The organism is Nannocystis pusilla (assembly GCF_020073745.1).
Classification (GTDB): Bacteria; Myxococcota_A; Polyangia; order Nannocystales; family Nannocystaceae; genus Nannocystis; species Nannocystis radixulma.
Map to the genome: position 1 here is coordinate 74443 of NZ_JAIRAU010000001.1, position 23134 is coordinate 97576.

A 23134-nucleotide genomic window follows, 5' to 3' on the forward strand; every position below is an offset into this window, starting at 1 on the left:
CCCCGCTGGGCAGCGAGAGTATAGACCAAGCGAGCGGTGCTGGTGCCGCGGACGATGAGCGAATTCGCCCCCTCGGAGGGCCTGCGGGGTTTGCGCATGTCGAGCTCGCTGGATCGCGTGGACTGCTTTTTGGAGCATGTACTTTGCGACATGTCACAAAGGGCATGTCCGTGAGGACCCCGCGGATCGGCCGTGCCGAGCGTTACCGCTCGCATGCGGTCCGCGGCTCCAGGTTCAGCGCTCGCGGCGCCGAACGTGCGCGATCGAGCGTGACGGCGCAGGTGGATCGGGGCGTCGAGCCCAGCCTATCATGCCGGGAAGACGGGCCGCACGGGCGCGACGGGCAGCGGCGGGAGAGCACGTGGACACAGGGGACCGACTGGGCAAGAGGCTGCTGGAGGCGCGATACGAGTGCGAGGCGTGGCGACCTCAGCTCTTTCGCCTGGGCGTGAGCGAGGACCGGCGTTCGCTGTCGGCGTTGCTCGACGAGGTCCCCGGCTTACAGGTCTACGACGCGCTCGAGGAGCAGCTGATCGACCTCATCCGCACGCGTAACCCGGGGGAGCGCATCAGCGATCTGGCGGCGCGCGAGCGGGTGCGGGCGTACCTCGGCGAGACGTCGCCCGACGAGTACGGCGTGTGGGTCTACTACCCGTGGGCGGCGCGGCTCGTGCACTTGCTCGACGAGGCCGAGTTCGTCGAGCTGCGGACCAACCGCAACAAGTACAAGCTGACGCCCGAGGAGCAGGCGCGGCTGGCGACGAAGCGCGTCGGCGTGGTCGGCCTCTCGGTCGGCCAGACGGTGGCGACGACGATGGCGCTCGAGCGCAGCGTCGGCGAGATCCGCCTCGCCGACTTCGACCGCCTCGACCTGTCCAACCTCAACCGGATCCGCAGCTCCGTCCACAACCTCGGCGTCTCCAAGGTCCTGATCACCGCCCGCGACATCGCCGAGATCGACCCGTTCCTCAAGGTCGTGCTCTACCCGGTCGGCGTCCACGACGACAACCTCAGCGCGTTCCTCCTGCGCGGCGGCAAGCTCGACGTGTTGATCGACGAGTGCGACAGCATCGACATCAAGCTCAAGCTGCGGGTCACCGCCAGGCTGCACAAGATCCCGGTGCTGATGGAGACCAGCGACCGCTCGCTCATCGACGTCGAGCGCTTCGACCTCGAGCCGACGCGGCCGATCTTCCACGGCCTCGTCGGCAACATCGAGCCCGATCGGATCGCCAACCTCTCGACCGAGGAGAAGATCCCCTACGTGCTCAAGATCATCGGCGAGGGGACCATGTCGAGCCGCCTGGTCTCGTCGATGATCGAGATCGAGTCGACCATCAAGACCTGGCCGCAGCTCGGCTCGTGCGTCGTCTACGGCGGCGGCGCGGCCGCCGACATCGTCCGGCGCATGAACCTCGGGCAGATGAACTACTCGGGCCGCTTCATCGCCGACATCGAGAACATCGTGCCCAACGATCCGCCCGCGGCCGCGGCGACGATGCCCGAGCTCCCGCGCCCGCCGGCGTGGACCGCCGAGGCGATGGAGCGCGTCGCCGACGAGGTCACCGGCGGCGCGCCGGCGGCCCGCGAGTGGTCGCTCGAGCAGGCGCGCGAGCTGGTGGCGATCGCCGCGCGAGCCCCCTCGGGCGGCAACTGCCAGCCGTGGCGCTGGCTCCTGCGCGGCGGTCGGCTGTTCCTGTTCCACGAGCGCGCCCGCTCCGAGAGCCTGGCCGACTTCCGCGCCCTCGGCGGCGTCGCGGCGCTCGGCGCCGCGGCCGAGAGCTTCCGCCTCGCCGCGCACGCGCGAGGCCTCGAGCTGTCGCTGGCCGCGTTCCCGCGCGCCGACGTGCCCGACCTCGCGGCCGTGTTCGAGCTGCTCGCCGGGCCCGGGCCCGCCGCCGAGCCGCGCTGGCGCGACGACCTCGCCGGGGTGCTCGGCCTGCGCCACACCAACCGCAAGACGTCGACCCGCGAGGCGCTCGACGCCAGCAACTACGCCGCGCTGCAGGCGGCCGCCGGCTCGGTCGCGGGCGCCCGGCTGCAATTCCTCACCGACGACGTCGAGCTCGCCGAGGTCGCCGAGCTGGTCGGCATCGGCGACCAGCTGCGCCTCCTCGACGACCGCCTCAACTGCGACATGTTCCGCGAGGTCCGCTGGACCGCCGAGGAGGCCGAGGCGACCCGCGACGGCATCTTCATCGACTCGCTCGAGCTCACCCCGGCCGACCGCGCCGGCCTGTCGATGTGCCGCAGGCGCGAGGCGCTGGCCTTCCTGCACACGTTCGGCGGCGGTCGTGGCCTGCGCAAGTCGGCAGCCAAGGCGATCGCCGCGGCCTCGGCGGTCGGCCTGCTGACGATGCCGCGCATCGACGTCGGCGAGTTCTTCCGCGGCGGCCAGGCGCTGCAGCGCATGTGGCTGGTCGCGCACACCCTCGGGCTGGCGATCTACCCGATGTCGACGCTCCCCTACATGTTCCTGCGCCTGCGCCACGGCGGCGAGGGCCTGTGCGAGGCGCACGTCGCCGCGCTCAGCGAGAGCCGCCCTCGCTTCACCCGCCTGTTCCCGGGCCAGCCCGAGCAGGCCGAGGTGCTGCTGTTCCGGGTGTCGCGCGCCGAGGCGCCGACGCTGCAGTCGCTGCGCCGCACGGTCGACGAGATCTTGCACGTCAGCCCGGGCTGACGGCCTTGCGACAATGTCCCTCGGGACATGTCGCAAAGGCCATGATCAAAGAGTTGTGGTCGCAGCAGCGTACGATCGCCGCTCCGCTCACGGGGAGCAGCGCTGGCACGCCTCGGCGGCCTGGCGGCAGTCGTCGTCGGCGCGGCGGCACAGCTCGGCGTAGCGCGGGTCGTCGCCGTGGCGGGCGGCGAGGTCGCAGATCTTGCCCTCGAGGTCGCAGGTCGCCGCGGACAGATCACAGATGTTCTGGCAGCGGCCGACCGGATCGGGGGCCTCGGCCGGCGCGGAGACGCTGAGCGAGTCGCCCGCCTCCGGCCGGGCCGCGGCGTCGTACATGACCTGCTTCTCGCGCTTGCGGTTGGAGGCGACGGTCGACGGCGCCTTCGGTGCGGGCGATGGCGGTGGACCGGCGCCGGGCGCCCCGCGCCCTCCACCGCCGCCCTTGCTCTCGGCCGCGCGCTTCGACTTGACCGGCGCCTCCCGGCGCGTGGCGTCCTCGTTGGCCGCGTACCCCTCGGCCGCGACCCCGCCGACCGGGGCCGCTGCCGGTGGCGGCGGGGCGAAGCGGCTGTCGCGGGCCTCCTCCTGGGCGTCGTCGTGACGGGCCGCCAGCAACACGCCGGCGGCGCGCAGACGCGTCTCCTTGTCGGCGAGCAGGCGCTCGTACTCGGCGAGCCCGAGCTCGTCGCCGTCGGCGTTCTCGCTCTCGGCGCGCTCGGGCTCGGGCTCGGGCGCCGGCGCGAGGGCGTCGAGCGGCGCGGGGGTGATCATGCCGGCGTCCTGGTTGGCGCAGCCGGACACGACCGCGAGCGCCGCGGCGGCAGCGACATCACGTGCACGCATGACAGGCCTCCGTGGCGAAGTCGCAGTCGGCGGCGGCGCGGTCGCAGGTCCGCCCGTAGCGCGGCTCGTCGGGGTGGCGACTGGCGAGCTCGCAGATGTTGTCGCGCAGCTGGCAGATCGACGTCGTGACCTCGCAGACCGACTCGCAGCGGGAGCCCGGCGAGGCGGGGCGCGCGTCGGTGCGCGCCGGGGCGGTCGCGGGCCTCGCGTCGGCGGACACGCTCTGGGCCTCGCTCGACTTCTTGGCCACCGCGCCGGTGGTCCTCTCGACGTCCTCGTCCTGCGGCGTCGCGGTCGCGCCCATCACCTCGGCCTCTCCGGCGCCGCGGGCCGGCGGAGCCGCCCCGAGCGCGCGCAGCTGGTCCTCGCGCGCCGCCAGCTGGGCCTCGAGCGCGTCGATGTCTGCAGACGCCTCGCCGCCGGCCGGCGCCGCAGCCTCCTCCGGCGCCGCCGTCTCGGTGGCCCGCTTGGCGCAGGCGCTCACGACCAACCCGGCGAGGGCGAGGGAGAGTGTTCGCAGGGACATGTGCATTGCGACAGGGCGGAAACGCAAGGGCCGAAGGAACAGGTCTGAACGAGCAGGCGGCCGACTCATGGCGCGGCTCCGGCGAGCGCCTGCTGGAGCAGCGCGCGGTTCATGTCGAGGGCCTCCTCGTAGGCGACGAGGGCGTCGTCGTCGCGGCCCTGCTTCTCGGCGATCTCCCCGCGCAGGCCGACCAGGCGGGCGGTGAACGCGTTGGTGGCGATCGACTTGTAGTCGGGGCCGAGGCCCTCGCCGGCGACCGCGGCGAGCGCGTCGGGAGCCCTGGGGTCGACCTCGGGGTGGTCGAGGCGCAGGCGGAGCAGGCGGCCGTAGACGTCGTGGCGCAGCACCGCGGCGGCGTCGCCGGCGACGGCCGGCTCGGGCCAGGAGATCGCGCGCATCTGCTCGAGCGCCGCGATCGCGCCGGCGTAGTCGCGTTGCTTGATCAGCAGGTCCACGCGCTTGTGCTCGGCGTCGACGGTCTGGGCGAGGGTGACGAGGACCTCGGGCCGCGGGGCCGGCGCGAGCCGCCCGGCCTGGGCCAGGCCGGCCAGCATCACGCCCGCGCCGACGACGGCGCCGAGGAGCGTGGCGATCCACGTGTGGCGCGTCATGGCTTGTCTCCGAGTGACATGGCCAAAAGGTCATGTCGTAGGACGCCGCGGTCGTCGTCGACGCGGGCGTCGAGGTCGCGCCGCGCGTCGGCCTCGAGCTGGGCGAATTGTTTGGCGAGCAGCTGCGAGGTGCTCGGCGCGAGCGCGGAGGCGGGGGCGGCGCTGGCGGCGATCGTCGCCTCGGGGGCCGGAGCCTCGGGGCCGCGGACGACCACCAGCACCACCGCGGCGGTGGCGACCGCGGGCAGGGCGCCCCACAGCCAGCGGCGGCGCCACCACGGCGTGGGCGTCAGCGCCGGGGCGAGTCCGCCCGCCCACAAGTTGTCGAGGTCGCCGGCCGTGAGCGCCTCGGGCGCCCGCGCGTGGCGGAGCAGGCGGACGATGGCCAGCTCCGCGTCGATCGAGCCGGACTCGCCGTCGGCCTCCTGGCCGCGCCGCAGCTCGTCTTCCCACGCCGGGTCGAGGACGCCGCGGGCCGCGGTGCGGTCGATATCGGGCTTGGTGGAACTGGCGGACGGATCAGACCCGGTCATGCGAGCCTCCTGAGGCGCGGTCTGGTGGCTGAACGAGGGCTGCCTGGCACAGCTTACGCGAGGCCATGGAAGTCATGACTCCGCGGTGACGGGCAGGCCGCGTTTTTCGCAGGCGGCGCGGAAGGCTTTGCACGCGCGGAACAACAGCACGTCGAGCGTGCCGATCTTCACGTCGAGGGTGGCGGCGCACTCCTCGCGCGGGCGATCCTCGAGCAGGCGCAGGCGCAGCACGAGGGCGTAGCGCGGGTTGAGCTCGGCGAGCACCGCCTCGATGCGGACGCGCAGCGCGTCGCGCTGGAGCTCCTCCTCGGCCGGGTTCTTCGGCTCGGCCGCGCCGGCGTTGCCGAGGTGCTCCTCGAACGCCCCGCGCAGCCGCTGACGCCGGCCCGAGGCCCGCAGCAGGTCGCGCGCCTTGTTCTTGGCCATCGTCTTCAGCCACGGGTAGACCCCGGCCTCCTGCCACACGAAGTTCGGCAGGTGCCGGTAGGCCGAGAGGAAGGTCTCACGCAGGCAGTCGTTGGCGTCGTCGCGGTCGCCGAGCATCGGCACCAGCACGTACGAGAACAAAGTCGGCGCGTAGGCGCGGTAGATCCGCTCGAAGGCGCGGCGGTCCCCGGCGGCGGCCTTCTCGACCACGCTGCGTTCGTCGGGGAGCGGCTCGGGGCGACCCACGCGCCGCGAGACTATCGCGCTTTTCGTCGGTGTGGCGAGCGCGGCGAGGTTAGGCTTCGGGGGTGCCGCGGCTCGACCTCCTGATCGCTCACAACCTCGGTCTGTCGCGCGGACAGGTCACACGGGCCTGCCGCGCCGGGCGGGTGCAGACGCCCGAGGGCGAGCCGCTGCGCGACCCTGGGCTGAAGATCGCGCCGAGCGCCCTGCCGCGGACCGTGCTCTTCGACGACTCGCCGGTGGCGCTGCGGGTCCGCTATCACCTCCTTCAGCACAAGCCGGTCGGCGTGGTCACGGCGCTGCGCGACGATCGCCACCGCACCGCCTACGAGTTGGTCCGCGGCGCCCCGCTCGGGCGCGATCTCCGGGCCGTCGGTCGCCTCGACCTCGACACCTCCGGCCTGTTGTTGTGGACCACCGAGGGCGCGCTGCTGCACCGGCTGACCCACCCGCGCTACGCCGTGCGCCGGACCTACCAGGCCGCCCTGACCGGCCCGTGGCGCGCGCCGCCGCCCGGCTTCGAGCTCGACGACGGCCACCGCCCCGAGATCCTCGACCTCCGCGCGCTCGCCGAGGCCGAGGTCCACCCCGGTCTGTACGTGCCCGAAGGGACAGGTGCGCTGGCGAGCATCTCGATCGCCTCCGGCAAGTTCCACGAGGTCCGCCGGATCTTCGCCGCCCTCGGCGCCGAGGTCCTCGGCCTGTGCCGCGTCTCGTTCGGCCCGCTCGAGCTCCCGCGCGACCTGCCCGCCGGCGAGCACCGCGAGATCGACCTCCACGCCCTGTTCGCCGGCACCCTGCACCCGGCACCGCTCAAGCCTGGCGAGGAGGACATGCTCGAAGAGACAGCTATAAAAGATGCCGACGAGGCCGGCGAGGATGCATGAGCCGGCGTGGCGCGGCGGCCATGCATGACGGAGCGGCGAGCGGGGCCCGAGGTCGAACGGCCGGAGCGCCGGGCGAGGACGCGTCGCGCCAGGCCTCAGGCGGAGCGGGAAGTCAGATGTCCGAAGAGACATGCGGCGACAGAGGTCCGCTCGCGACCGACGCCGAGCTCCGCCTCGTCGTCGCGGCTCGGGTCGCCTGCACCGAGGCCGAGGGCCCGGGCCGGCGCTTCGCCGTGTGGGTGCAGGGCTGCAGCCTGCGCTGCCCGGGCTGCTGCAACCCCGAGTTCTTCGCCCGCGAGGGCGGCGAGTCTGTCGCCGTGGCGGCGCTGGTGGACGAGCTCCGCGTCGCGCGAGACGTGCACGGCCTCGCCGGTCTGACCGTGCTCGGGGGCGAACCGAGCGAGCAACCCGCCGCCGTGGCCGCGCTGAGCCTCGCCGCGCGCGAGCTCGGCCTCGGCACCATCGTGTTCACCGGCCGCACCCACGCCGAGCTGCAGGTCCTGCCCGAGATGCGCCCGCTGCTCGCGGCCGTCGACACCCTCGTCGACGGCCGCTTCGACGCCCGCCGGCGCGAGCCCGTCGACGGCCGGCGCTGGATCGGCTCGACCAACCAGCAGGTCGTCCACCTCACCCCGCGCCACGCCGACCCGGCACTGTGGCGCGGCCGCAATCACGTCGAGCTGCAGATCGACGCGACCGGCCGGCTCACCGCCCACGGCGCGCCAGATCTCCTGCGACAAGTTCTCAGGAACATGTCCAAATAGACATATGTAAAACGGACCTGAGTCTCCCGAGCGGACGCAGGCCCACTGCGCCGCCCCTCGACCGCCCGCGACGATCTCCGCGGCCCCGCCCGACGGACGCGGGACGCTCACCGAGAGACTCGCCCGACGGGGTCGCGGAAGCCTCCGCGACCACGTCACAGCGTCATCGTCGCCGTGCCCCAGCCCCACAGCTTCTTGATCTTCGGGCAGCGCCGGCGGAGCTCCTGCATCGCCGCCTCGTTGCCGCCGTAGTTTGGAAAAATGTCGACCAGTGCGACGTCGGCCGAGAGCGTCGGCAGGACCTCGAACGCGTCGCCGACGATCACCGTCAGGCGTTTTTTCACGTGCGGGCGGATCCGCGGCAAGTAAAAGTCGACCAGCTCCTGGCTGAGCTCGACCAGCACGACCTCCTTGACCTGCAGGCGGCGCGACACCTCGATCAACTGATGGCCGAGGCCGAGCCCCGCGATCACCACGCGGCCCTTGGCCAGGCGCGTGCCCTCGCGCAGCGTCATCAGCTCCGCGGGCGTCAGCGACATCCACGGCGACTCGTTCCACACCCCCGGCTCGCCGTCGGGGCACTGGAAGATCGCCGGGATCGGCACGTCGCTGTCGAAGATCACCGAGCCCGTCTGCGCGCCCCACCACGTCAGCAGGCGCCGGCCGGCGCGGTGCAGGCGGATGCAGTAGCGGAACAATTTGTTCGGCGAGTCGGCGCGCTCGGCCGGGTTGAGCTCGGCCACCGGCGCGTCGGACGGCGCGAGCTCGGGGAACGCGATGAACGGGCGATACGTCTCGCCGACGAGGTTGAGCTCGGGCGTCCACTTCATCGCCGAGTCCCACGGCACGCAGCTGCGCATGCGTCGCTGGTACTCCTCGAAGATCTGCAGCTTCTGGGCCGGCGTCAGCTCGATCTTGGTCATGCCGGGCCCAGTGTATCCGCTGCCCGCAGCCAGCGGCACGCGGCGGCGGCGGCCGGGACGTAGAGCAGCACGAGGATCTCGCCGTACACCCGCGGCTCGTAGATGTTGGCGACCAGCATGAGGCCGGCGAACCAGGCCAGGGCGACCAGGCCGAGGCGGCGGTGGGGGCCGGAGAGCCGGCGCCATAGCAGCAGCCAGGCCAGCGGCAGCAGCGCGAAGTACATCGGCAGCCACAACCAGTGCACGGGGTCGGCCAGCCACTCGAGGTTGTGCAGCCAGCGCGGGGTGTTTTTTCCGAGCGAGAAGTGCAGGGCGGCGCCCGGGTTGTCGGGCAGCGCGAGCGCGACCGCCAGGCGCGCCGCGGCGCCGGCGGCCAGCATCGCCAGGAGCGGGCGGAGCATCCCTCGTATGTTTTTGAGGACATGTCCCGAAGAGCCCACGTGCAGCGCCACGGCCGCTGCCGGGATGAGCACCGCGCTCTCGCGGTTGAAGGCCGCCGCGAAGCACAGCGCCGCCGCTGCGGTGAACCGGCGCGCGGCCACCAGCGCCAGCCCGGCGGCGGTGAACGCCATCGCCGGCGTGTCCCACGGGTAGAACACCGCCCACTTGTGGCGGAGCAGGAACGCGAACGGCAGCAGCGCGAAGAAGCATGTCGCGAAGAACATGTCCCAGCGGGCACCCACGACCGGCCGCAGCGCCGCGCGCAGCGCGAACCACAGCGCCAGCGCGGCCGCGGCCTCGAGCACGCCCCACACCAGCGCGAGCGGCCAGTCGGTGGCGGCGCGCAGCGGCCAGGCCACGAGCGGCATCAGCGGGCGGTGGCCGAACGGCAGCGGCGCGGTGAAGTCGGCGATCTGGGCCCAGGTCGCGCCCTTGTACTCGCCGTTCATCTGCAGGCGGAGGGCCGCCCAGCCGGCGGCGAGCAGCGCCAGGGCCGCGCCGCGGCCTGCTCGCGAAACCATGTCCCGAGGGACATGTGGGTCGCTCGCCGGCCCGGCGCTCGCTACGTCGACCTCGCGCGTCTCCACGGCGTCTCTCCCGCGACTGCGCGCTGCCGGGGCGCCTCGCCGGCGCGCCTCACTTCTTGGTCGCTGCGCGCTTCCACAGCGCCTTGCCCATGTCGACGAGCCCGCGCGCGCGGCCGGCCAGGCTCGTGCTGTAGAGGATGTGGAGGATCGCCTTGCCCTGCTCGTAGTTGCCGGGGCGGACCGGGTACATCTCGACGGCGGCGTGCAGCGGCAGGCGGTCGGTGATCACGGCCTTGACGTTGGACAGGCCGCGGAGGCCCTCGGGGCCGTTGAGGCGGCCGAAGCCGGAGCCGCGCACGCCGCCGAACGGCAGCTCGTGGGCCATGTAGTGCATGGCGAAGTCGTTGATCACGGTCGAGCCGGCGACGATCCGGCGGGCGATCCGCTCGGCGCGGGCGCGGTCGCGCGAGAACACCGACGACGACAGCCCGTAGGCCGAGTCGTTGGCCAGGCGGATCGCCTCCTCCTCCGAGTGCACGCGCATGATCGCGATCACCGGGCCGAAGGTCTCCTCGCGCATGATCTTCATGTCGTGGTCGACGTCGACCAGCACCGTCGGCTCGAAGTACTGGCCGCCGGGGCCGCGCTTGCCGCCGACGATGGCCCGGGCGCCGCGCTGGACCGCGTCGGCGACCAGGCGCTCGACGATGTCGACCTGCGCCGGCATCGTCATCGCGCCGACGTCGACCACGCCGCCGCCGAGGGGCGGGCCCTGGCGCAGGCTGCCGACGATGCGGGCGATCGCGGCGACGAACTCGTCGTAGACGGCGTCGAACACGTAGATCCGCTCGGCCGCCATGCACAGCTGGCCGGCCGAGGTGAGCGTGCCGATCAGCGCGTTGTGGACCGCCTGGTGCACGTCGGCGTCGTCGCACACGATCATCGGGTCCTTGCCGCCGAGCTCGAGGATCACCGGCGTCAGCGTCTCGGCCGCGGTCTGCAGCACGCGCTTGCCGTTGGCCATCGAGCCGGTGAAGATCACCTTGTCGACGCCCGCGCCGACCAGCGCCGCGCCGGTCTCGGCGTAGCCGGTGATCAGCTGCACGAGGTCGGTCGAGTGGCCCTCGGCCGTCAGCGCCTCGTCGAAGATCTGCTGGATCCGCGGCGCCGACCAGGACGTCCACTCGGACACCTTGATCATCGCCGCGTTGCCGGCCATCAGCGCCGGGATCGCCGGCGCGAGCACGTTCTGCAGCGGGAAGTTCCACGGGCAGATCGCCGCGATCACGCCGAGCGGGTGGTACTCGATGCGCGCCGACTTGTGCATGAGCACGCCGGACGAGGCTTTTTGCGGCTTGAGCGCCGCCTCGGCGTGGGCCAGGTTCCAGCGCAGCATCTCGCAGATCGGCCACAGCTCGACGGTCGCGTTCTCGAGGGTCTTGCCGCTGTCGCGGCTGATGAGGCGGCACAGCTCGTCGGTGTGGGCGAGCAGGTGCTCGAGGACGCGGCGCACGACGCGGCGGCGCTGGGCGAAGCTCGTCTTCGCCCACGCGGCCTGCGCAGTGCGGGCGCGCTGCAGGCGGGCGAGCACCTCGGCGCGATCCATGACCGGGACTTCGCCCAGCGGTTCGCCGGTGGCCGGGTCGGAGCAGGGGATCGTCGGGCGCGCGGCGGCGAGGCTCTTCGGCGAGGCGGCGTGGTCCATGGCGCGGGGACCCTACCGCAAAGCATCGCCTGCCTGCGCGTGATCCGCCCCACTCTGGCCGCCCGGCGCCATCGTGGTCCGCCCCATGCGGGCCGGCGGGCCGAAGTGACAGTTTGGCAGCCCGCCGCACTTGAGCGCGCCATCGTGTCCGTCTAGCTTGAAGGTATGCGGGTCGCGTCCACGCTCCTCGGCCTCAGTCTCCTCGCCGCGTGTACCAGCGAGTTCACCTTCACCGACTCGGTCAACAGCCGGCTGTACGAGTTCAAGCCGCGCGCCGAGTTCGGCGACGAGCTCAGCACGCCGTACGTGCTCGGGGCGCAGTTCGAGGTGTTCGTCGAGGACAACGACCAGGAGACCGACTTCGTCGACTGGAAGGTCGAGAGCACCGACCCGAAGGTCCTGCAGCTGCGCGCTGCGCCGTACCGCGTGGGCGCGCACATCCTCGCGGTCGAGGTCGCCGCGGCCGGCGAGGGCGTCACCGAGCTGCTGTTGCGTGACACCTCCGGCGCGATCCGTGGCAGCGCCGCCGTCGAGGTCAAGCGGCCGACCCGCGCCAAGTTGTTCGCCGCGCCGATCTACGCGCTCGACAACTCCGACTTCCGCGGCGAGACCCCGCGCCCGCGGATCGTCGTCGGCGGCACCGCGACCTTCGCCGTCGAGTATCTGCACAACGACATCCGCCTGCAGGGCTCGACCGACATCCAGGCCGTGGGCAGCACGGCGATCGACGCCGCGGTGCGGCACTCCGAGCTGGTCGACAACCGCAATTGGTTGCAGGTCAGCGTCGGCGCCGAGGGCCGGCACAGCGCCGAGTTGTGGCTCGGCGATCTGCTCGTCGAGCAGATCGACATCGACGGCGTGCGCCCGAGCATGATCGCCGGCATCGAGCTGATCGACGGCGACGCGTCCAATCCGGACGAGCTCGCCGGCGAGTGGTTGCTCGTCGCGCAGGCGGTGGCCGAGGACAAGCAGCCGATCTACGGCGTCGACTTCGACTGGGCCCTGCCCGACCGCGGGTTCACCGAGCCGGGCGACGTGTTCATCTACGAGCACGACCCCGATCAAGAGTTCCGTCGCGTCACCGCGCGCGCCTACGGCGTCGAGTCTGCGGTCTCGGTGCGCCTCGCGGCCGGTGAGCCGGCCTCGTCGAACGACACCTCGCTGACCTGCTCGGTCACGGGCGGACCTGCGCCGTGGGCCCTCGGCCTGTTGTTGCTCGGCCTGCGTCGTCGTCGGCGCGACTGAGCGAGGATTCGCGCTCGGCGAGATCCGGAGGAGCCCTTCCGGCGCGAGCGGGGATCCCCGCTTCTGGTGACGAGAATTCCCCCTGCCGTGTTAGCGTGCGGCATCGGGGAGTTTTTCATGAGAAACGAGCTTAAAACCCTTATCGCCGCGTCGGTGGTGTTCGCCTGCGGTGACAGCGCGGCCGCGACGACGCCGGCGGCGGCGCCACGCTGACGCCCACCTCGAGCGCGACGGCGACGATGACCGCGACCGAGACGGCCGGCGTGTCGGAGACCGCGGCTCCGACCGGCGAGACGCCGACGATGGGCACCGGCAGCGAGAGCAACGGCACCAGCCCGACCGACCCGACCGACGGCGTCACCGGCACCGCCACGAACGACAGCGGACCGAAGTTCGACCTCGGCATCGTGCCCGACGGCGGCATGGGCTGCGGCGGCGGCGGCGGCGACGAACCTGACTTTTCGTACATCTGGGTCGCCAACAGCGGCCAGGGCACGATGAGCAAGATCAACACGGTGAACCTGGTCGAGGAGGGGCGCTACATCGTCCGCCCCGACTCGGCGGGCAGCCCCTCGCGCACCTCGGTCAACCTCTCGGGCGACGTCGTGATCGCCAACCGCAACGGCGGCCTGACCAAGGTGTACGCGCAGTCCGAGCGGTGCGCCGACACCAACGGGATGCCGGGGATCCAGACCGCGGCCGACGCCAACTTCCTGCCGTGGGGCGTCGAGGAGTGCGTCGCCTGGTACACGCCGATGAGCTACATCAGCCAGCGGCCGGTCGCGTGGACGCAGGGCAACTTCAACCAGGCGACCTGCCAGTGGGAGAACCAGAAGGTCTGGACCTCCGGCAACAACGACGACTTCGTCAACGCCGACAACCAGCTCGACATCCTGCTCGTCAACGGCGACACCGGGGCGATCGAGGCCACCGTCAACGTGGTCGGCGTGACCCCCGACTACTACGGGATCTACGGCGCCGCGGTCGACGGCGACGGCAACTTCTGGGGCTCGCAGCTCAGCATGGGCCAGCTGGTCTTCGTCGACCGCGTGACCCTGCAGTACAAGCTGTGGCCGATGGCGCTGCCGGGCTACGGCATGACCGTCGACTCGAAGGGCTTCGTGTGGACGTGCAGCGGCTCCGGCGCGGCCCGCTTCGACCCGATGACCGAGACCTGGCAGACCCTCGCGGTCCCCGGCGGCGACGGCTGCATGGAGGACGGCAACGGCACGCTCTACATGTCCGGCGCGGGGGCGACGATCCTCGCCATCGACACCATGACGATGACGCAGAAGGACACGCTGGCGATCCCCAGCTACGTCCACGGCATCAGCATCGACTTCTACGGCTACGTCTGGGGCGTGACGCTGCAGGAGCCCTACGCCTACCGTGTCGAGCCGCTGACCAAGGTGGTCGACACCTTCACCGGTCTGACCGCGCCCTACACCTACAGCGACATGACCGGCTTCGCCCTCAGCAACGCCGGCTCGCCGTCGGGCTAGTATGTGCGAAGAGCCATGTCCTTCGGCGCATGGCGCCGGGGACATGGCCCGCGAGACAGGCAGGGTCTCCCGACCCCGCGCCGACCTAGCTGTTCTGGATCTTCACGCCCGAGGCGGTGAGGACGTACTCGGTGCGCTCGCCGGCGGCCGCGTCCGGGTCCTTGCCGGCGTCCTTCTCGAGGTGCTTGACCTGGGCCTCGGTGAAGGTGCGGGCCTCGAGGGTGCCCTCGACGACCACCGGCTTGCCCTTGGTGTCCATCGGCACGGTGAAGCTGTGGTCCTTCATGAGGATCCGCGCCTGCTGTTCGCCGTCCTTCACGACCATCCAGCAGCCCTTCTTCTGGCACACGCTGTCGACGGTGCCGCTGACCTGGACGGCGTCCTTGGGCAGCGCGTCCTTGCCGGCGGCGAGGATCGGGCCGAGCGCGCGGGTCTCCTTGAGCGCGAACGCGGCGCCGAAGTGGCCCGGCTCGCCGGTGGCGGGAGTGTCGTGACCGCCGCCGTGCGGGCAGTCGGCCTCGTCGTCGCCTTCCTTCTTGTTGTGAGCGTCGGCGTAGATGCAGCCCTCTTCGGCCTCGTGCTTCTCGGGCGCGGCGGCGGCGACCTTCGCGGGCTCGGCGGCCTTCGCGGGCTCGGCGACCTTCGCGGGCTCGGCTGCGGGCTGGGCGGCGGGAGCAGCGGCGCCGCCCTGGCAGGCGACGACGGTGCATCCGAGGAGCGAGGCGAGGATCGCGTGGCGGACGTGCATGGCGCGGAGTGTGAAAGGGCGACCATGGGCTGTCAATCGGTGCCTGCCTCACACCTGGACCGGGGCTGCGAAGCCGCGTAAACCAGGCCGGACATGCCCGCAGCGCACCGCCCGACGCTCTCGTGGACCCTCGCTCTCGGCCTGCTCGCCGCCTGCACGCGCGAGCCGGGCGCGATGTCGACGGTCCACGCGCCCGAGATCCCGGAGGCCGGCCCACGGCCGCGTCTGGTGGTGCTGCTCGTGGTCGACCAGATGCGCGCCGACTACCTCACGCGCTACGCCGACCTCTATTCCGGCGGCCTGGCCCGCTTGCGCCAGCAGGGCGCGCTGTTCGAGGAGGCCCACATCCAGCACGCGCTGACCTTCACCGCCCCCGGACACGCCAGCGCGTCGACCGCGACCCACCCGAGCCACCACGGCATCATCGAGAACGAGTGGTACGACCGCGCCGCCCGGCGCAAGGCCTACGCGGCCGACGACCGCGACGCGCGGATCGTCGCCACCGGCGCGCGCGCGGGCTCGCCCGACGGGCGCTCGCCGGAGCAGCTGATGCGCCCGGCGATCGGTGACTGGCTCAAAGAACAGGTCCCGAAGGCCAGGGTGTTCTCGGTCGCCTTCAAGGACCGCTCGAGCGTGATGATGGGCGGGCAGCACCCCGACCGCGCCTACTGGTTCGACGCCGCGGCGGCCGGCTACGTGTCGTCGAGCTGGTACGGCGACGCGCTGCCCGGATGGGTCGCCGAATTCAACGCCGGCGGCGCCGTGTTCCTGCGCTTCGCCGAGGGCTGGCAGCGCCAGCGCGAGCCCGCGGCGTACTCACGCTCGGGCGCCGACAAGGCCGAGTGGGAGGCCGACGGCGCGCACACCGAGCTGCCGCACGGCTTCGACGACGGCACGCCGCAGGCGCGCGAGAAGTTCTTGAAGGAGCTGCAGTGGACCCCGTTCGGCGACGAGCTCACGCTCGCGTTCGCCGGCCGGCTGATCCGCGAGGAGCAGCTCGGTCGCGACGCCGACCCCGACATCCTGCTGGTCAGCTGCTCGAGCGCCGACTACGTCGGCCACCGCTACGGGCCGATGAGCCACGAGGCCCAGGACTACTACATGCGCCTCGACGGCTACCTCGACGTGTTCCTGCGCGAGCTCGACGCCCAGGTCGGCGCCGGCAACTACGTCCTCGCCCTCACCGCCGACCACGGCGCGATCCCGGTCCCGGAACAGCTGGCGCAGCAGGGCCAGAAAGAGGCCCGGCGCGTCGTCCTGGCCGACTACGAGCGGCTCGTCACCCGCCAGGTCGGCGCGGCCACGGCGGCGCTCGGCCTGCCGCCGGAGACCTTGCTCGACATCGGCGAGGACGGCGTGTGGCTCGACGTCGCCGCGGCCGAGGCCAAGGGGGTCGCGCCGGCGAAGCTGCGCGCGGCCGTCGGCCAGCAGCTCGCCGCGCTCGACTTCGTCGCCGAGGTCTTCACCGCCGACGTGCTGACGGGCGACGCCCCCGACACCGGCGCGTCCGTGTTCCTCGAAGGCTACCGGCGCAGCTTCTTCCCCGGCCGCAGCCCCGACGTGACGATGCGCTTCAAGGAGTGGACGCTCGCCGCCAGCTTCCCGCGGGGCACCAGCCACGGGTCGCCGTACCGCTACGACACGCACGTGCCGCTGATCTTCTTCGGCGGGCCGGTGGTGGCGAAGACGCTCGCGGAGCCGGTCGGGACCGTCGACGTCGCGCCGACGCTGGCCGAGTTCATCGCCGTCGACCCGCCGGCGCAGATCGACGGCCGCAGCCTGGCCAGCCTGGTGACGACGCGATAGCGTGCGGGCCATGGCCTCGCACGCACCTGTTCTTACGATCGCTCTGACCACCCTGCTGTTCGTCCCCGCCTGCGGCGACGACGGCGGCTCGACCACCGAGACCACCGGCGCCACGTCGGGGCCGACGTCGACCGAGACGGCCGGCACGAGCTCGACGACCGAACCGACCACCGGGACCACGAGCGCAGATCCGACCGCGCCGCCGACGACGACGGCGACCTCGACCGGCGAGGAGGATACGGCGAGCTCGACCACCGAGCCGGCGACGTCGAGCACGACGGACGAGCAGACCACCGGGCCCGGCCTCGACTGCGTGACGATCATGCCCGGGCCGTTCGCGCCGGAGCTGGTCGGCGAGGGCTACGACGGCAGCGAGGACCTCGGCTTCGACGGGGCAGGCGGGCTCGCGCTCAAGCGCGACGACGCGGTCGTGATCGTCAGCGCCGACCTGCAGGAGACGCAGCTCGCCGACGGCCTGCCGCAGGTCTACGGCACCCGCTTCACCACCTCCGGCGACCTGCTGGTCGCGCTGCCGCAGTCGGGCGACCTGCTGGCCATCGCCGGCGACGGCACGCTCAACGACCTCGTCGGCGGGCTCGACAGCCCGAACGGGCTCTACGTCGACACGACCGGCCGCGTGTGGCTCACCGAGTTCGGCGGCAGCCGGGTCGTCCGCTTCGACGGGTGGAGCCCGGTCACCGTCTACGAGGGCCCGATGGCCTCGACCGCCAACGGGATCGTGCTCGACGAGGCGCGCGGCCTGCTGTTCTTCACCAACTACGGCGCGGGCCGGGTGCTCAAGCTCGAGGTCGAGGACCTCGGCGAGGCCATCAGCGAGCCCGTCGAGGTCCTCGCGGTCCCGGGCGCCGTGCTCGACGGCCTCGCGCTCGACGCGTGCGGCAACGTCTACGCCGTCGACCAGGGCAACGCCCGCCTGTTCCGCGGGATCCTCGACGGCGACGCCGGGCTCGTCGGCCAGCCCGAGCTGCTCGCCGAATTCGACAGCGGCGTCGCCAACGCGCAGTTCGGCCAGGGCCCCGGCTGGGACCCCGAGAGCATCTACCTGTCGGGCAACCCCGGCGATCTGTGGCGCGTCGCCGTCGGGATCCACGGCGCGCCCATCGGCCTGCCCTGACGATCTTTTTAAGATTTAAGCCATGTTTCAAGGGACATGCTTGTAAGGGCATGTCCGCAAGGGCATGTCTCTATTTAAAGGTGATGCGGAACACCTGCGAGGTGCAGGTCTTGACCGCCTTGCCCTCGACCATGAACGGGCGGAAGCGCCAGGTCTTGATGGTCGAGCGGATGACCTCGTCGACGCCGGGGTCGCCGGGGAACGCCTTGACGGTGCGGACCTCGGTGGTGCGGCCGGTGGCGTCGACGCAGAACGCGGTCTCGTTCTCGCCGGGTCGCTTGTCGAACATGCCGGCGCGGGTGGCCGCGAGGCGGTCCTGGTCGGGGCTCGGGGTGTAGACCGACTGCGCGCGCACGACCGAGAGCGGGACCGGGGCCCGCTGCTCCTGCTTCGGCGGGCGCGCGGTGGCGATCCCCGTGTTGAAGTTGAGCGGCATGTGGTTGACCCCGGGGATGCCGACGCCGACCCCGGGCACGCCGATCGGTGCCTTGCCGACGGCAGTCGGCGGGCCGTTGCCGACCGGGCCCGGTCGCGGCTTCGGCGGCGGCAGCAGCTCGGTCACGTCCTCCGGCGGCTCGTCGTCGGGCTCCGGCTCCTCCGGCTCCTGGCGGTCCTCCGGCTCGCTGCGCGCCGGCGCGGGCGGCAGCGGAGGCGGCGGCAGCGGGGTGTCGAGCGACATCTGCACCATCACGAAGTTGGCGGTCGGCGGGGCGACCTGAGCGATGTGCAGCTTGCCCATGAGCCAGGTGAAGCCGATCGCGCCCGTCGTGGCCGCCGCCGCCAGGTGAGCCGCCACCAACATACGCAGACGACGACGGCGGTCCGGGGCGTGCTGATCCAGATAGTGCTCGAACATGTTGTCACATTAACGGCACCCGACCTCGCGCGGACCGGACCGGCTTCGGAACAGACGCTGACCGTTCGGTCGCGACTGCACGGGCGGGATCGGCCGGTGCCTGTTCCTGTTCCATGGGACAGGTCGTCTCGACCTCGTCCGCGCGCAGCCGTGGCGGTCGCTCGCGCTCGCCCTCGCGCGCGCGGCCGAGGTGTCGCCCGTGGCCAGAGCAACAAGAGCGACGTCGCGGGCCAGGTGCCGCGGGTCGCCGGTGAGATCCTCGCGTGGCTCCTCGTGTGCGACCGCGAACTCGTGCTGGGCCCCGGATGCTGCGCTGTGGCATCGTCGACGCGTGAGCGTGAGCGACCTGTTGGCTCGGGGGGCGCGGGTGTTCTACCGCGTCTTCATGTACGTGCAGCTCGTGTTCATCGGCGTGTTCGTACTCGTCGGTCCGTGGTGGGCGCTGCGCGGCGGGCTCGCGGGGGCGGCGTTGTTGTGCGCGGCGCTCGGGGTGTTGTTCGACACGCGCGCGCTCGCGGAGCTGCTCGAGTGGGCGCCCGCATGGCTGCAGCGCGCGGCGGTGCGAGTGGCGGTGGCCTCGCATGGGGTCGCGGCCGGCTGGGCGCTGTTGTTGATCGTCTGGCCCATCGATCGCGCGTGGGCGCCGCTGGCCGACAGCGAGAACTGGTCGGACCCGATCGTCCGCTTCTCGCAGGTCGACGGGTTCGTCGTGCACGACGGCGGCGGCGGCGTGTGGGCGTGGAGCGGCGACGACTGGCGCGACCTCGGCGTGCCGCCCGGTGGGCGCGCGTGGGAGTTCCACGTCGCGCCCGACGGGGCGCTGTGGACGGCGCCGCAGGGCACCGCGCGGCTCGACCGCCGCGACCCCGCGACCGGTCGCTGGCACTCGCTGGGCCGCCCGGCCGGCGAGTTCAAGGCGCTGGCGGTCGGCGCGGACGAGCTGCTCGTGACCGTCGGGGGCGCGCTGCATCGTCTCGATCTGGCGCGAGGGACATGGTCGAAGGAGCAGGCCCTGACCGGCCGGGTGGAGAGCCTCGCGCTCGGCGGCGGCACCGCAGTGGCCCTGGGAGCGTCGTGGTGGTCACGCGAGGGCCAGGGGGGCGAGTGGGTCGACCTCACCCGGCCCGCCAAGGACAGTCTCGACTACTACTACGCGGCCGTCGGCGGTCGCGGCTGGCGCTACGCCTGGCACAGCGGCTTGTGGTCGAGCGATCTCCAGGTCGCCGCGCCCGGACGGTCGTTCGAGCGGCGCACGCCGCCGGCGCCGGACGTCCGGGTGATCGTCGCCGATCCGGACGACGGGGCGCGCGTGGTCGCCGGGTCGTGGGGACAGGGCGTTTGGGGCAGCGACGACGGCGGCGCGACCTGGACGGCGCTGGGCCTGGAACGGGTCCAGGTGCGCAGCCTGGCCGTCGACTGGCGCCGCGGTGTCGTCTGCGCCGCCTCGTCGAACACCATCTGGGACCGCGGGGTGTTCTGCCGCAACGTCCCACACGGACAACCGTCCGGCTCCAGCGCCTCCGAGGGCGACGAATCGAGGGGAACTCCCTGACTTCCCGAGGCGCGAGCGCCGACTTTTGCGATCTGGTTTACAAAGATTTCCGGCCTCGAGTTGCGTCGATGGATGGATCGGGTGTTCCGGCCCATAGTAGTCTTCCGTCCGTGGGGCGGAACGCCTGGAGTCGGTGTCGTGATCGCTAACAGTCCTCGCCGGTACACGCATCTGGTCAACCTCATCGCGCAGCGCAGCAGTGTCTTGTTGACGCGCGACCCGAACTGCTCCGACGACTACATGACGTGGGTGCGCTCGCTCGAGCAGACCTTCGGCGTCAGCATCGAAGTGCAGACCGTGATGGACCCCGAGGGTCGTCCGTCTTCGATCGGCGGCACGATCTGCGAGAGCGCGCGTCCTGACTGTCGCCTGATCTTCACCGTCGACGGTGAAGAGACCCGCTGCGCGCTCCGCTACACGTAGCGTCGGTCGGGGTGGTTTTTCGCATGGCGCATGGGCCATGTGGTCGTGCTGACGTTGGGTAGTCGTGGTGAACATCGAGAGCGTGCGGACGAGCCGTAGAGCTCGCGCGCGGGCGGATCTGCGCCATCTTGGCCCGTCCGGCGGGCCCGACCGGCCGCTCCCGCCGAACAGTTGATACGCCCGCGCCGATGGTCTAGGCTGCCATTCTAGCTACAGGACGCTCTCCTAGCCCTCCGAGTCATGATCCGGAAGTCGCCCACGCCGCTCGCGTTGCCCGAGATCGTCCGGATCGTCGGTGCCGACGCGGCTTACCTGTACTTCTACTCGGAGAGCACCGAGCGGCTGCACCTCAAGTCGGCGCGCGACGCCGAGGGCAAGGAGGCCGACCTGGCGCTGGCGAGCGCGGCCGTGCTCGAGCGCGTCCGGCTCAGCCGCGAGCCGTTCGCCGTGTCCGGCGACGCCGAGGGCAACGAGCAGCTCGACGGCAGCCCGCTGCCGCCGCGGCACATGCTGGCCGCGCCGCTGCTGCTCGGGCACCGCTTCTTCGGCGTCATCTACCTCGACCGGCCGCTGACCCGCGGGCCGTTCACGCAGGACGACGTCGACATCCTGCTGGCGATCGCCGACCACCTCGCGCTCGCGCTCGAGACGGCCCACACCGAGCGGCTCGAGCTCGAGCGCAACACGCTCGAGCGCCGCGCCCGTCGCCTGGCCCGCTCCAACGAGGAGGCGCTCGACGCGTCGCGGGCCAAGAGCGCCTTCATCGCCCACATGAGCCACGAGCTGCGCACGCCGCTGACCGCCATCATCGGCTACAGCGAGCTGCTCGAGGACGAGTTCAACGATGTCGTCCAGGCGGGGAGCTTCATCCCCGACATGCAGAAGATCCAGGCGGCCGCCAAGCACCTGCTGTCGCTGATCAACAACATGCTCGATCTGTCGAAGATCGAGGCCGGCAAGATGGAGCTCTTCCTCGAGGAGTTCGAGCTCGGCGAGGTCATCGACGAGGTGTCGATGACCGCCCGCCCGCTCATCGAGAAGAACCGCAACACGTTCGTGTCGCGCTGCGAGGACGCCCTCGGCCCGGTCCGCCTCGACCGCGTCAAGGTCCGCCAGGTCCTCCTCAACCTGCTCAGCAACGCCGCCAAGTTCACCAGCAGCGGCGAGGTCGCGCTCGCCGCCCACCGGACCGCCAACGACGACGGCGAGCAGCTCGTCTTCACCGTGTCCGACTCGGGCATCGGCATGTCGCCGAGCCAGATCAAGCGCATCTTCCAGGAGTTCGCGCAGGGCAGCGCGGCCACCACCCGCCGCTACGGCGGCACCGGCCTCGGCCTCGCCATCAGCCGCAACTTCTGCCAGCTGATGCGCGGCGACGTCGAGGTCGAGAGCGCGCTCGGTCGCGGCACCACCTTCACGGTGCGCCTGCCCGTGCGCCTCGCCGAGGCCGACCTCGAGCCGCCCGGCGAGGTCGATGCCGCCAGCAGCATGGACGGCGAAGACGAGTCGCTCGAGGAGACCCCGACGCGCTCGGGCGTCTACCCCTGGACCGTCTGAGCGTCGCCGGCCGAGCGCCCGCACGCACGAGCGGTGTCGGGCCATGCCGAAGATCGGCGCGGTCGTCCGGGGCGCCGGAGATGTCGCTCGCTCCGGCGACGATCCGCGGTGAGACGAGGCGGCGACGCAGCGAGAGAGCGACGCCGCGCGCGTCGCCTGTCGCCGCGTGCTCTGGTCCAGATCGACAAGGTCACCGCGCTCCATGGCAAACTGCTGCGGTCACAGAAAACCGCTCTGCAAGCGAGTGGGCCCTGGGGAGGAGGAGCGATGGCTACGTCATATCGGAAGAAGGCAGCGAAGAAGACCGCGACCAAGAAGACCGCGAAGAAGGCCGCGCCCAAGAAGGCGACCAAAAAGGCCGCGGCGAAGAAGGCGACCGCGAAGAAGGCGACCACCAAGAAGACCGCGAAGAAGGCCGCCCCCGCGAAGAAGACGACCGCGAAGAAGACGGCCGCGAAGAAGGCCGCGAAGAAGGCTGTCGGCCGCAAGCCGCGTGAAGAGGCGGCGCCCGTGGTCGCGGCCGCGAGCGGCGAGAGCGGCGAGGCCGGCGGCGCGACGGCGGCCGAGTCGGCGAGCAGCTCCGACTCGGAGGGTGAATCAGGCGGCGACGCCGAGGATGACCTAGAGGACATGTCCGAAGAGTCCGAGCCCTCGGAGTTGGAGATCAGCCGGCGGCTCAGCGCCGACCTCGACGCCACAGCCGAGGCCGACGACGACGACGCGGAGGCCCCCGTGGCGCTCCCCGTCGAACTCCCGGGACCCCCGCTCGACGACGACGTGCTGTCCCGCCTGGGCGGCGACGACGACGACGACCTCGACGACCTCGCCTGAGCAGCAGAGGGCGCTGCTCGGCCGCGACGCCGCTGCGCTCGCAGCAAACCGCGCCGCGGGTCCGCGCAGCTCTTCTGCCACCGCCGCAGCTCCGCTCGTTGCGTCTACAAGGTTCGGAGCAGTTCCGCGCGCAAAATGCGCGCTAATGGATCTTGCGAGGACCCTTCGCTGTGTTACAACCAGGGGTCATGGATGTTACGCGCGATCGAGATTTCCCGATGCTGTTCGAAGAAATCTCTCCCCGGGGCCCGCTCGCCCTGGCGCGGCTGCGGAGGCTCAGAAGTGACCTCTGCTGCCTGTTCGTCGCCGGTGGCGTCATCAGCGCGGTGGTGCGCCTGGCCCTGATGGTCTGAGCGAATGTGACGGCCTC

General features: G+C 71.8%; 22 protein-coding genes. 12 read left to right on the forward strand and 10 right to left on the reverse strand.

Annotated features, from left to right (window positions below):
- Nucleotides 1–361: 361 nt before the first annotated feature.
- On the forward strand, nt 362–2680 hold the full coding sequence (locus tag K7C98_RS00305; RefSeq protein WP_224189441.1) for an Rv1355c family protein: 2319 nt from the start codon (nt 362–364) through the stop codon (nt 2678–2680).
- Nucleotides 2681–2767: 87 nt separating this feature from the next.
- Here the strand turns inward: K7C98_RS00305 and K7C98_RS00310 are convergent, their stop codons facing one another.
- The 5 genes from K7C98_RS00310 to K7C98_RS00330 form a co-directional block, all read right to left on the reverse strand.
- Nucleotides 2768–3523 carry a hypothetical protein gene (locus tag K7C98_RS00310; RefSeq protein ID WP_224189442.1) on the reverse strand — a complete coding sequence of 252 codons (756 nt, stop codon included), beginning with the start codon at nt 3521–3523 and terminating at the stop codon, nt 2768–2770.
- A complete protein-coding gene (locus K7C98_RS00315; protein ID WP_224189443.1) occupies nt 3510–4049 on the reverse strand; it encodes a hypothetical protein in 540 nt (179 codons plus the stop codon). The genes K7C98_RS00310 and K7C98_RS00315 overlap by 14 nt, the downstream gene beginning before the upstream one ends.
- A 65-nt stretch (nt 4050–4114) precedes the next feature.
- A complete protein-coding gene (locus K7C98_RS00320) occupies nt 4115–4660 on the reverse strand; it encodes a hypothetical protein (protein WP_224189444.1) in 546 nt (181 codons plus the stop codon).
- Nucleotides 4657–5193, reverse strand: coding sequence for a hypothetical protein (locus K7C98_RS00325; protein ID WP_224189445.1), 537 nt, complete (start codon nt 5191–5193; stop codon nt 4657–4659). Before K7C98_RS00325 ends, K7C98_RS00320 begins: the two co-directional genes overlap by 4 nt.
- A gap of 72 nt (nt 5194–5265) precedes the next feature.
- Nucleotides 5266–5865 carry an RNA polymerase sigma factor gene (locus K7C98_RS00330; protein ID WP_224189446.1) on the reverse strand — a complete coding sequence of 200 codons (600 nt, stop codon included), beginning with the start codon at nt 5863–5865 and terminating at the stop codon, nt 5266–5268.
- A 62-nt stretch (nt 5866–5927) separates the two neighbouring features.
- On the opposite strand from K7C98_RS00330, the gene K7C98_RS00335 reads away from it, so the two are divergent.
- The gene (locus K7C98_RS00335) at nt 5928–6749 is read left to right on the forward strand and encodes a pseudouridine synthase (protein ID WP_224189447.1); all 822 of its coding nucleotides are present in this window, start codon (nt 5928–5930) and stop codon (nt 6747–6749) included.
- Between the two features lie 116 nt (nt 6750–6865).
- A complete protein-coding gene (locus K7C98_RS00340; protein WP_224189448.1) occupies nt 6866–7513 on the forward strand; it encodes a 4Fe-4S single cluster domain-containing protein in 648 nt (215 codons plus the stop codon).
- A gap of 155 nt (nt 7514–7668) precedes the next feature.
- Here the strand turns inward: K7C98_RS00340 and K7C98_RS00345 are convergent, their stop codons facing one another.
- From K7C98_RS00345 to K7C98_RS00355, 3 genes are all read right to left on the reverse strand, one after another.
- A complete protein-coding gene (locus K7C98_RS00345) occupies nt 7669–8436 on the reverse strand; it encodes a hypothetical protein (protein WP_224189449.1) in 768 nt (255 codons plus the stop codon).
- Nucleotides 8433–9398 (reverse strand): hypothetical protein, encoded by a 966-nt coding sequence (locus K7C98_RS00350; protein WP_224189450.1) that lies wholly within the window; start codon nt 9396–9398, stop codon nt 8433–8435. Before K7C98_RS00350 ends, K7C98_RS00345 begins: the two co-directional genes overlap by 4 nt.
- A gap of 115 nt (nt 9399–9513) precedes the next feature.
- Complete coding sequence (locus K7C98_RS00355; RefSeq protein WP_224189451.1) at nt 9514–11109, reverse strand: aldehyde dehydrogenase family protein; 1596 nt, start codon at nt 11107–11109, stop codon at nt 9514–9516.
- 165 nt (nt 11110–11274) lie between these two features.
- Here K7C98_RS00355 and K7C98_RS00360 point away from each other — a divergent pair, with 165 nt between their 5' ends.
- Together K7C98_RS00360 and K7C98_RS00365 are read left to right on the forward strand one after the other, a co-directional pair.
- Entirely contained in the window at nt 11275–12354 is a 1080-nt protein-coding gene (locus K7C98_RS00360; RefSeq protein WP_224189452.1) for a hypothetical protein, read from the forward strand.
- A gap of 239 nt (nt 12355–12593) precedes the next feature.
- A complete protein-coding gene (locus tag K7C98_RS00365; RefSeq protein WP_224189453.1) occupies nt 12594–13856 on the forward strand; it encodes a hypothetical protein in 1263 nt (420 codons plus the stop codon).
- Nucleotides 13857–13941: 85 nt separating this feature from the next.
- Here the strand turns inward: K7C98_RS00365 and K7C98_RS00370 are convergent, their stop codons facing one another.
- Nucleotides 13942–14604, reverse strand: coding sequence for a DUF4920 domain-containing protein (locus K7C98_RS00370; protein ID WP_224189454.1), 663 nt, complete (start codon nt 14602–14604; stop codon nt 13942–13944).
- Nucleotides 14605–14697: 93 nt separating this feature from the next.
- Here K7C98_RS00370 and K7C98_RS00375 point away from each other — a divergent pair, with 93 nt between their 5' ends.
- Together K7C98_RS00375 and K7C98_RS00380 are read left to right on the forward strand one after the other, a co-directional pair.
- On the forward strand, nt 14698–16410 hold the full coding sequence (locus tag K7C98_RS00375; RefSeq protein WP_224189455.1) for an alkaline phosphatase family protein: 1713 nt from the start codon (nt 14698–14700) through the stop codon (nt 16408–16410).
- Between the two features lie 10 nt (nt 16411–16420).
- Nucleotides 16421–17545 carry a gluconolactonase gene (locus K7C98_RS00380; RefSeq protein ID WP_224189456.1) on the forward strand — a complete coding sequence of 375 codons (1125 nt, stop codon included), beginning with the start codon at nt 16421–16423 and terminating at the stop codon, nt 17543–17545.
- A gap of 70 nt (nt 17546–17615) precedes the next feature.
- Here K7C98_RS00380 and K7C98_RS00385 read toward each other — a convergent pair whose 3' ends face one another.
- On the reverse strand, nt 17616–18401 hold the full coding sequence (locus tag K7C98_RS00385) for an energy transducer TonB (RefSeq protein WP_224189457.1): 786 nt from the start codon (nt 18399–18401) through the stop codon (nt 17616–17618).
- 331 nt (nt 18402–18732) lie between these two features.
- Between K7C98_RS00385 and K7C98_RS00390 the strand changes: the two genes are divergently transcribed.
- The 5 genes from K7C98_RS00390 (at nt 18733) to K7C98_RS43285 (ending at nt 23117) form a co-directional block, all read left to right on the forward strand.
- Nucleotides 18733–19953 (forward strand): hypothetical protein, encoded by a 1221-nt coding sequence (locus K7C98_RS00390; protein ID WP_224189458.1) that lies wholly within the window; start codon nt 18733–18735, stop codon nt 19951–19953.
- A gap of 138 nt (nt 19954–20091) precedes the next feature.
- On the forward strand, nt 20092–20376 hold the full coding sequence (locus K7C98_RS00395) for a hypothetical protein (protein WP_224189459.1): 285 nt from the start codon (nt 20092–20094) through the stop codon (nt 20374–20376).
- A gap of 240 nt (nt 20377–20616) precedes the next feature.
- Nucleotides 20617–21933 carry a sensor histidine kinase gene (locus K7C98_RS00400; protein WP_224189460.1) on the forward strand — a complete coding sequence of 439 codons (1317 nt, stop codon included), beginning with the start codon at nt 20617–20619 and terminating at the stop codon, nt 21931–21933.
- Between the two features lie 267 nt (nt 21934–22200).
- A complete protein-coding gene (locus K7C98_RS00405) occupies nt 22201–22764 on the forward strand; it encodes a hypothetical protein (protein ID WP_224189461.1) in 564 nt (187 codons plus the stop codon).
- A gap of 218 nt (nt 22765–22982) precedes the next feature.
- Complete coding sequence (locus K7C98_RS43285; protein ID WP_263429130.1) at nt 22983–23117, forward strand: hypothetical protein; 135 nt, start codon at nt 22983–22985, stop codon at nt 23115–23117.
- Nucleotides 23118–23134 lie beyond the last annotated feature (17 nt).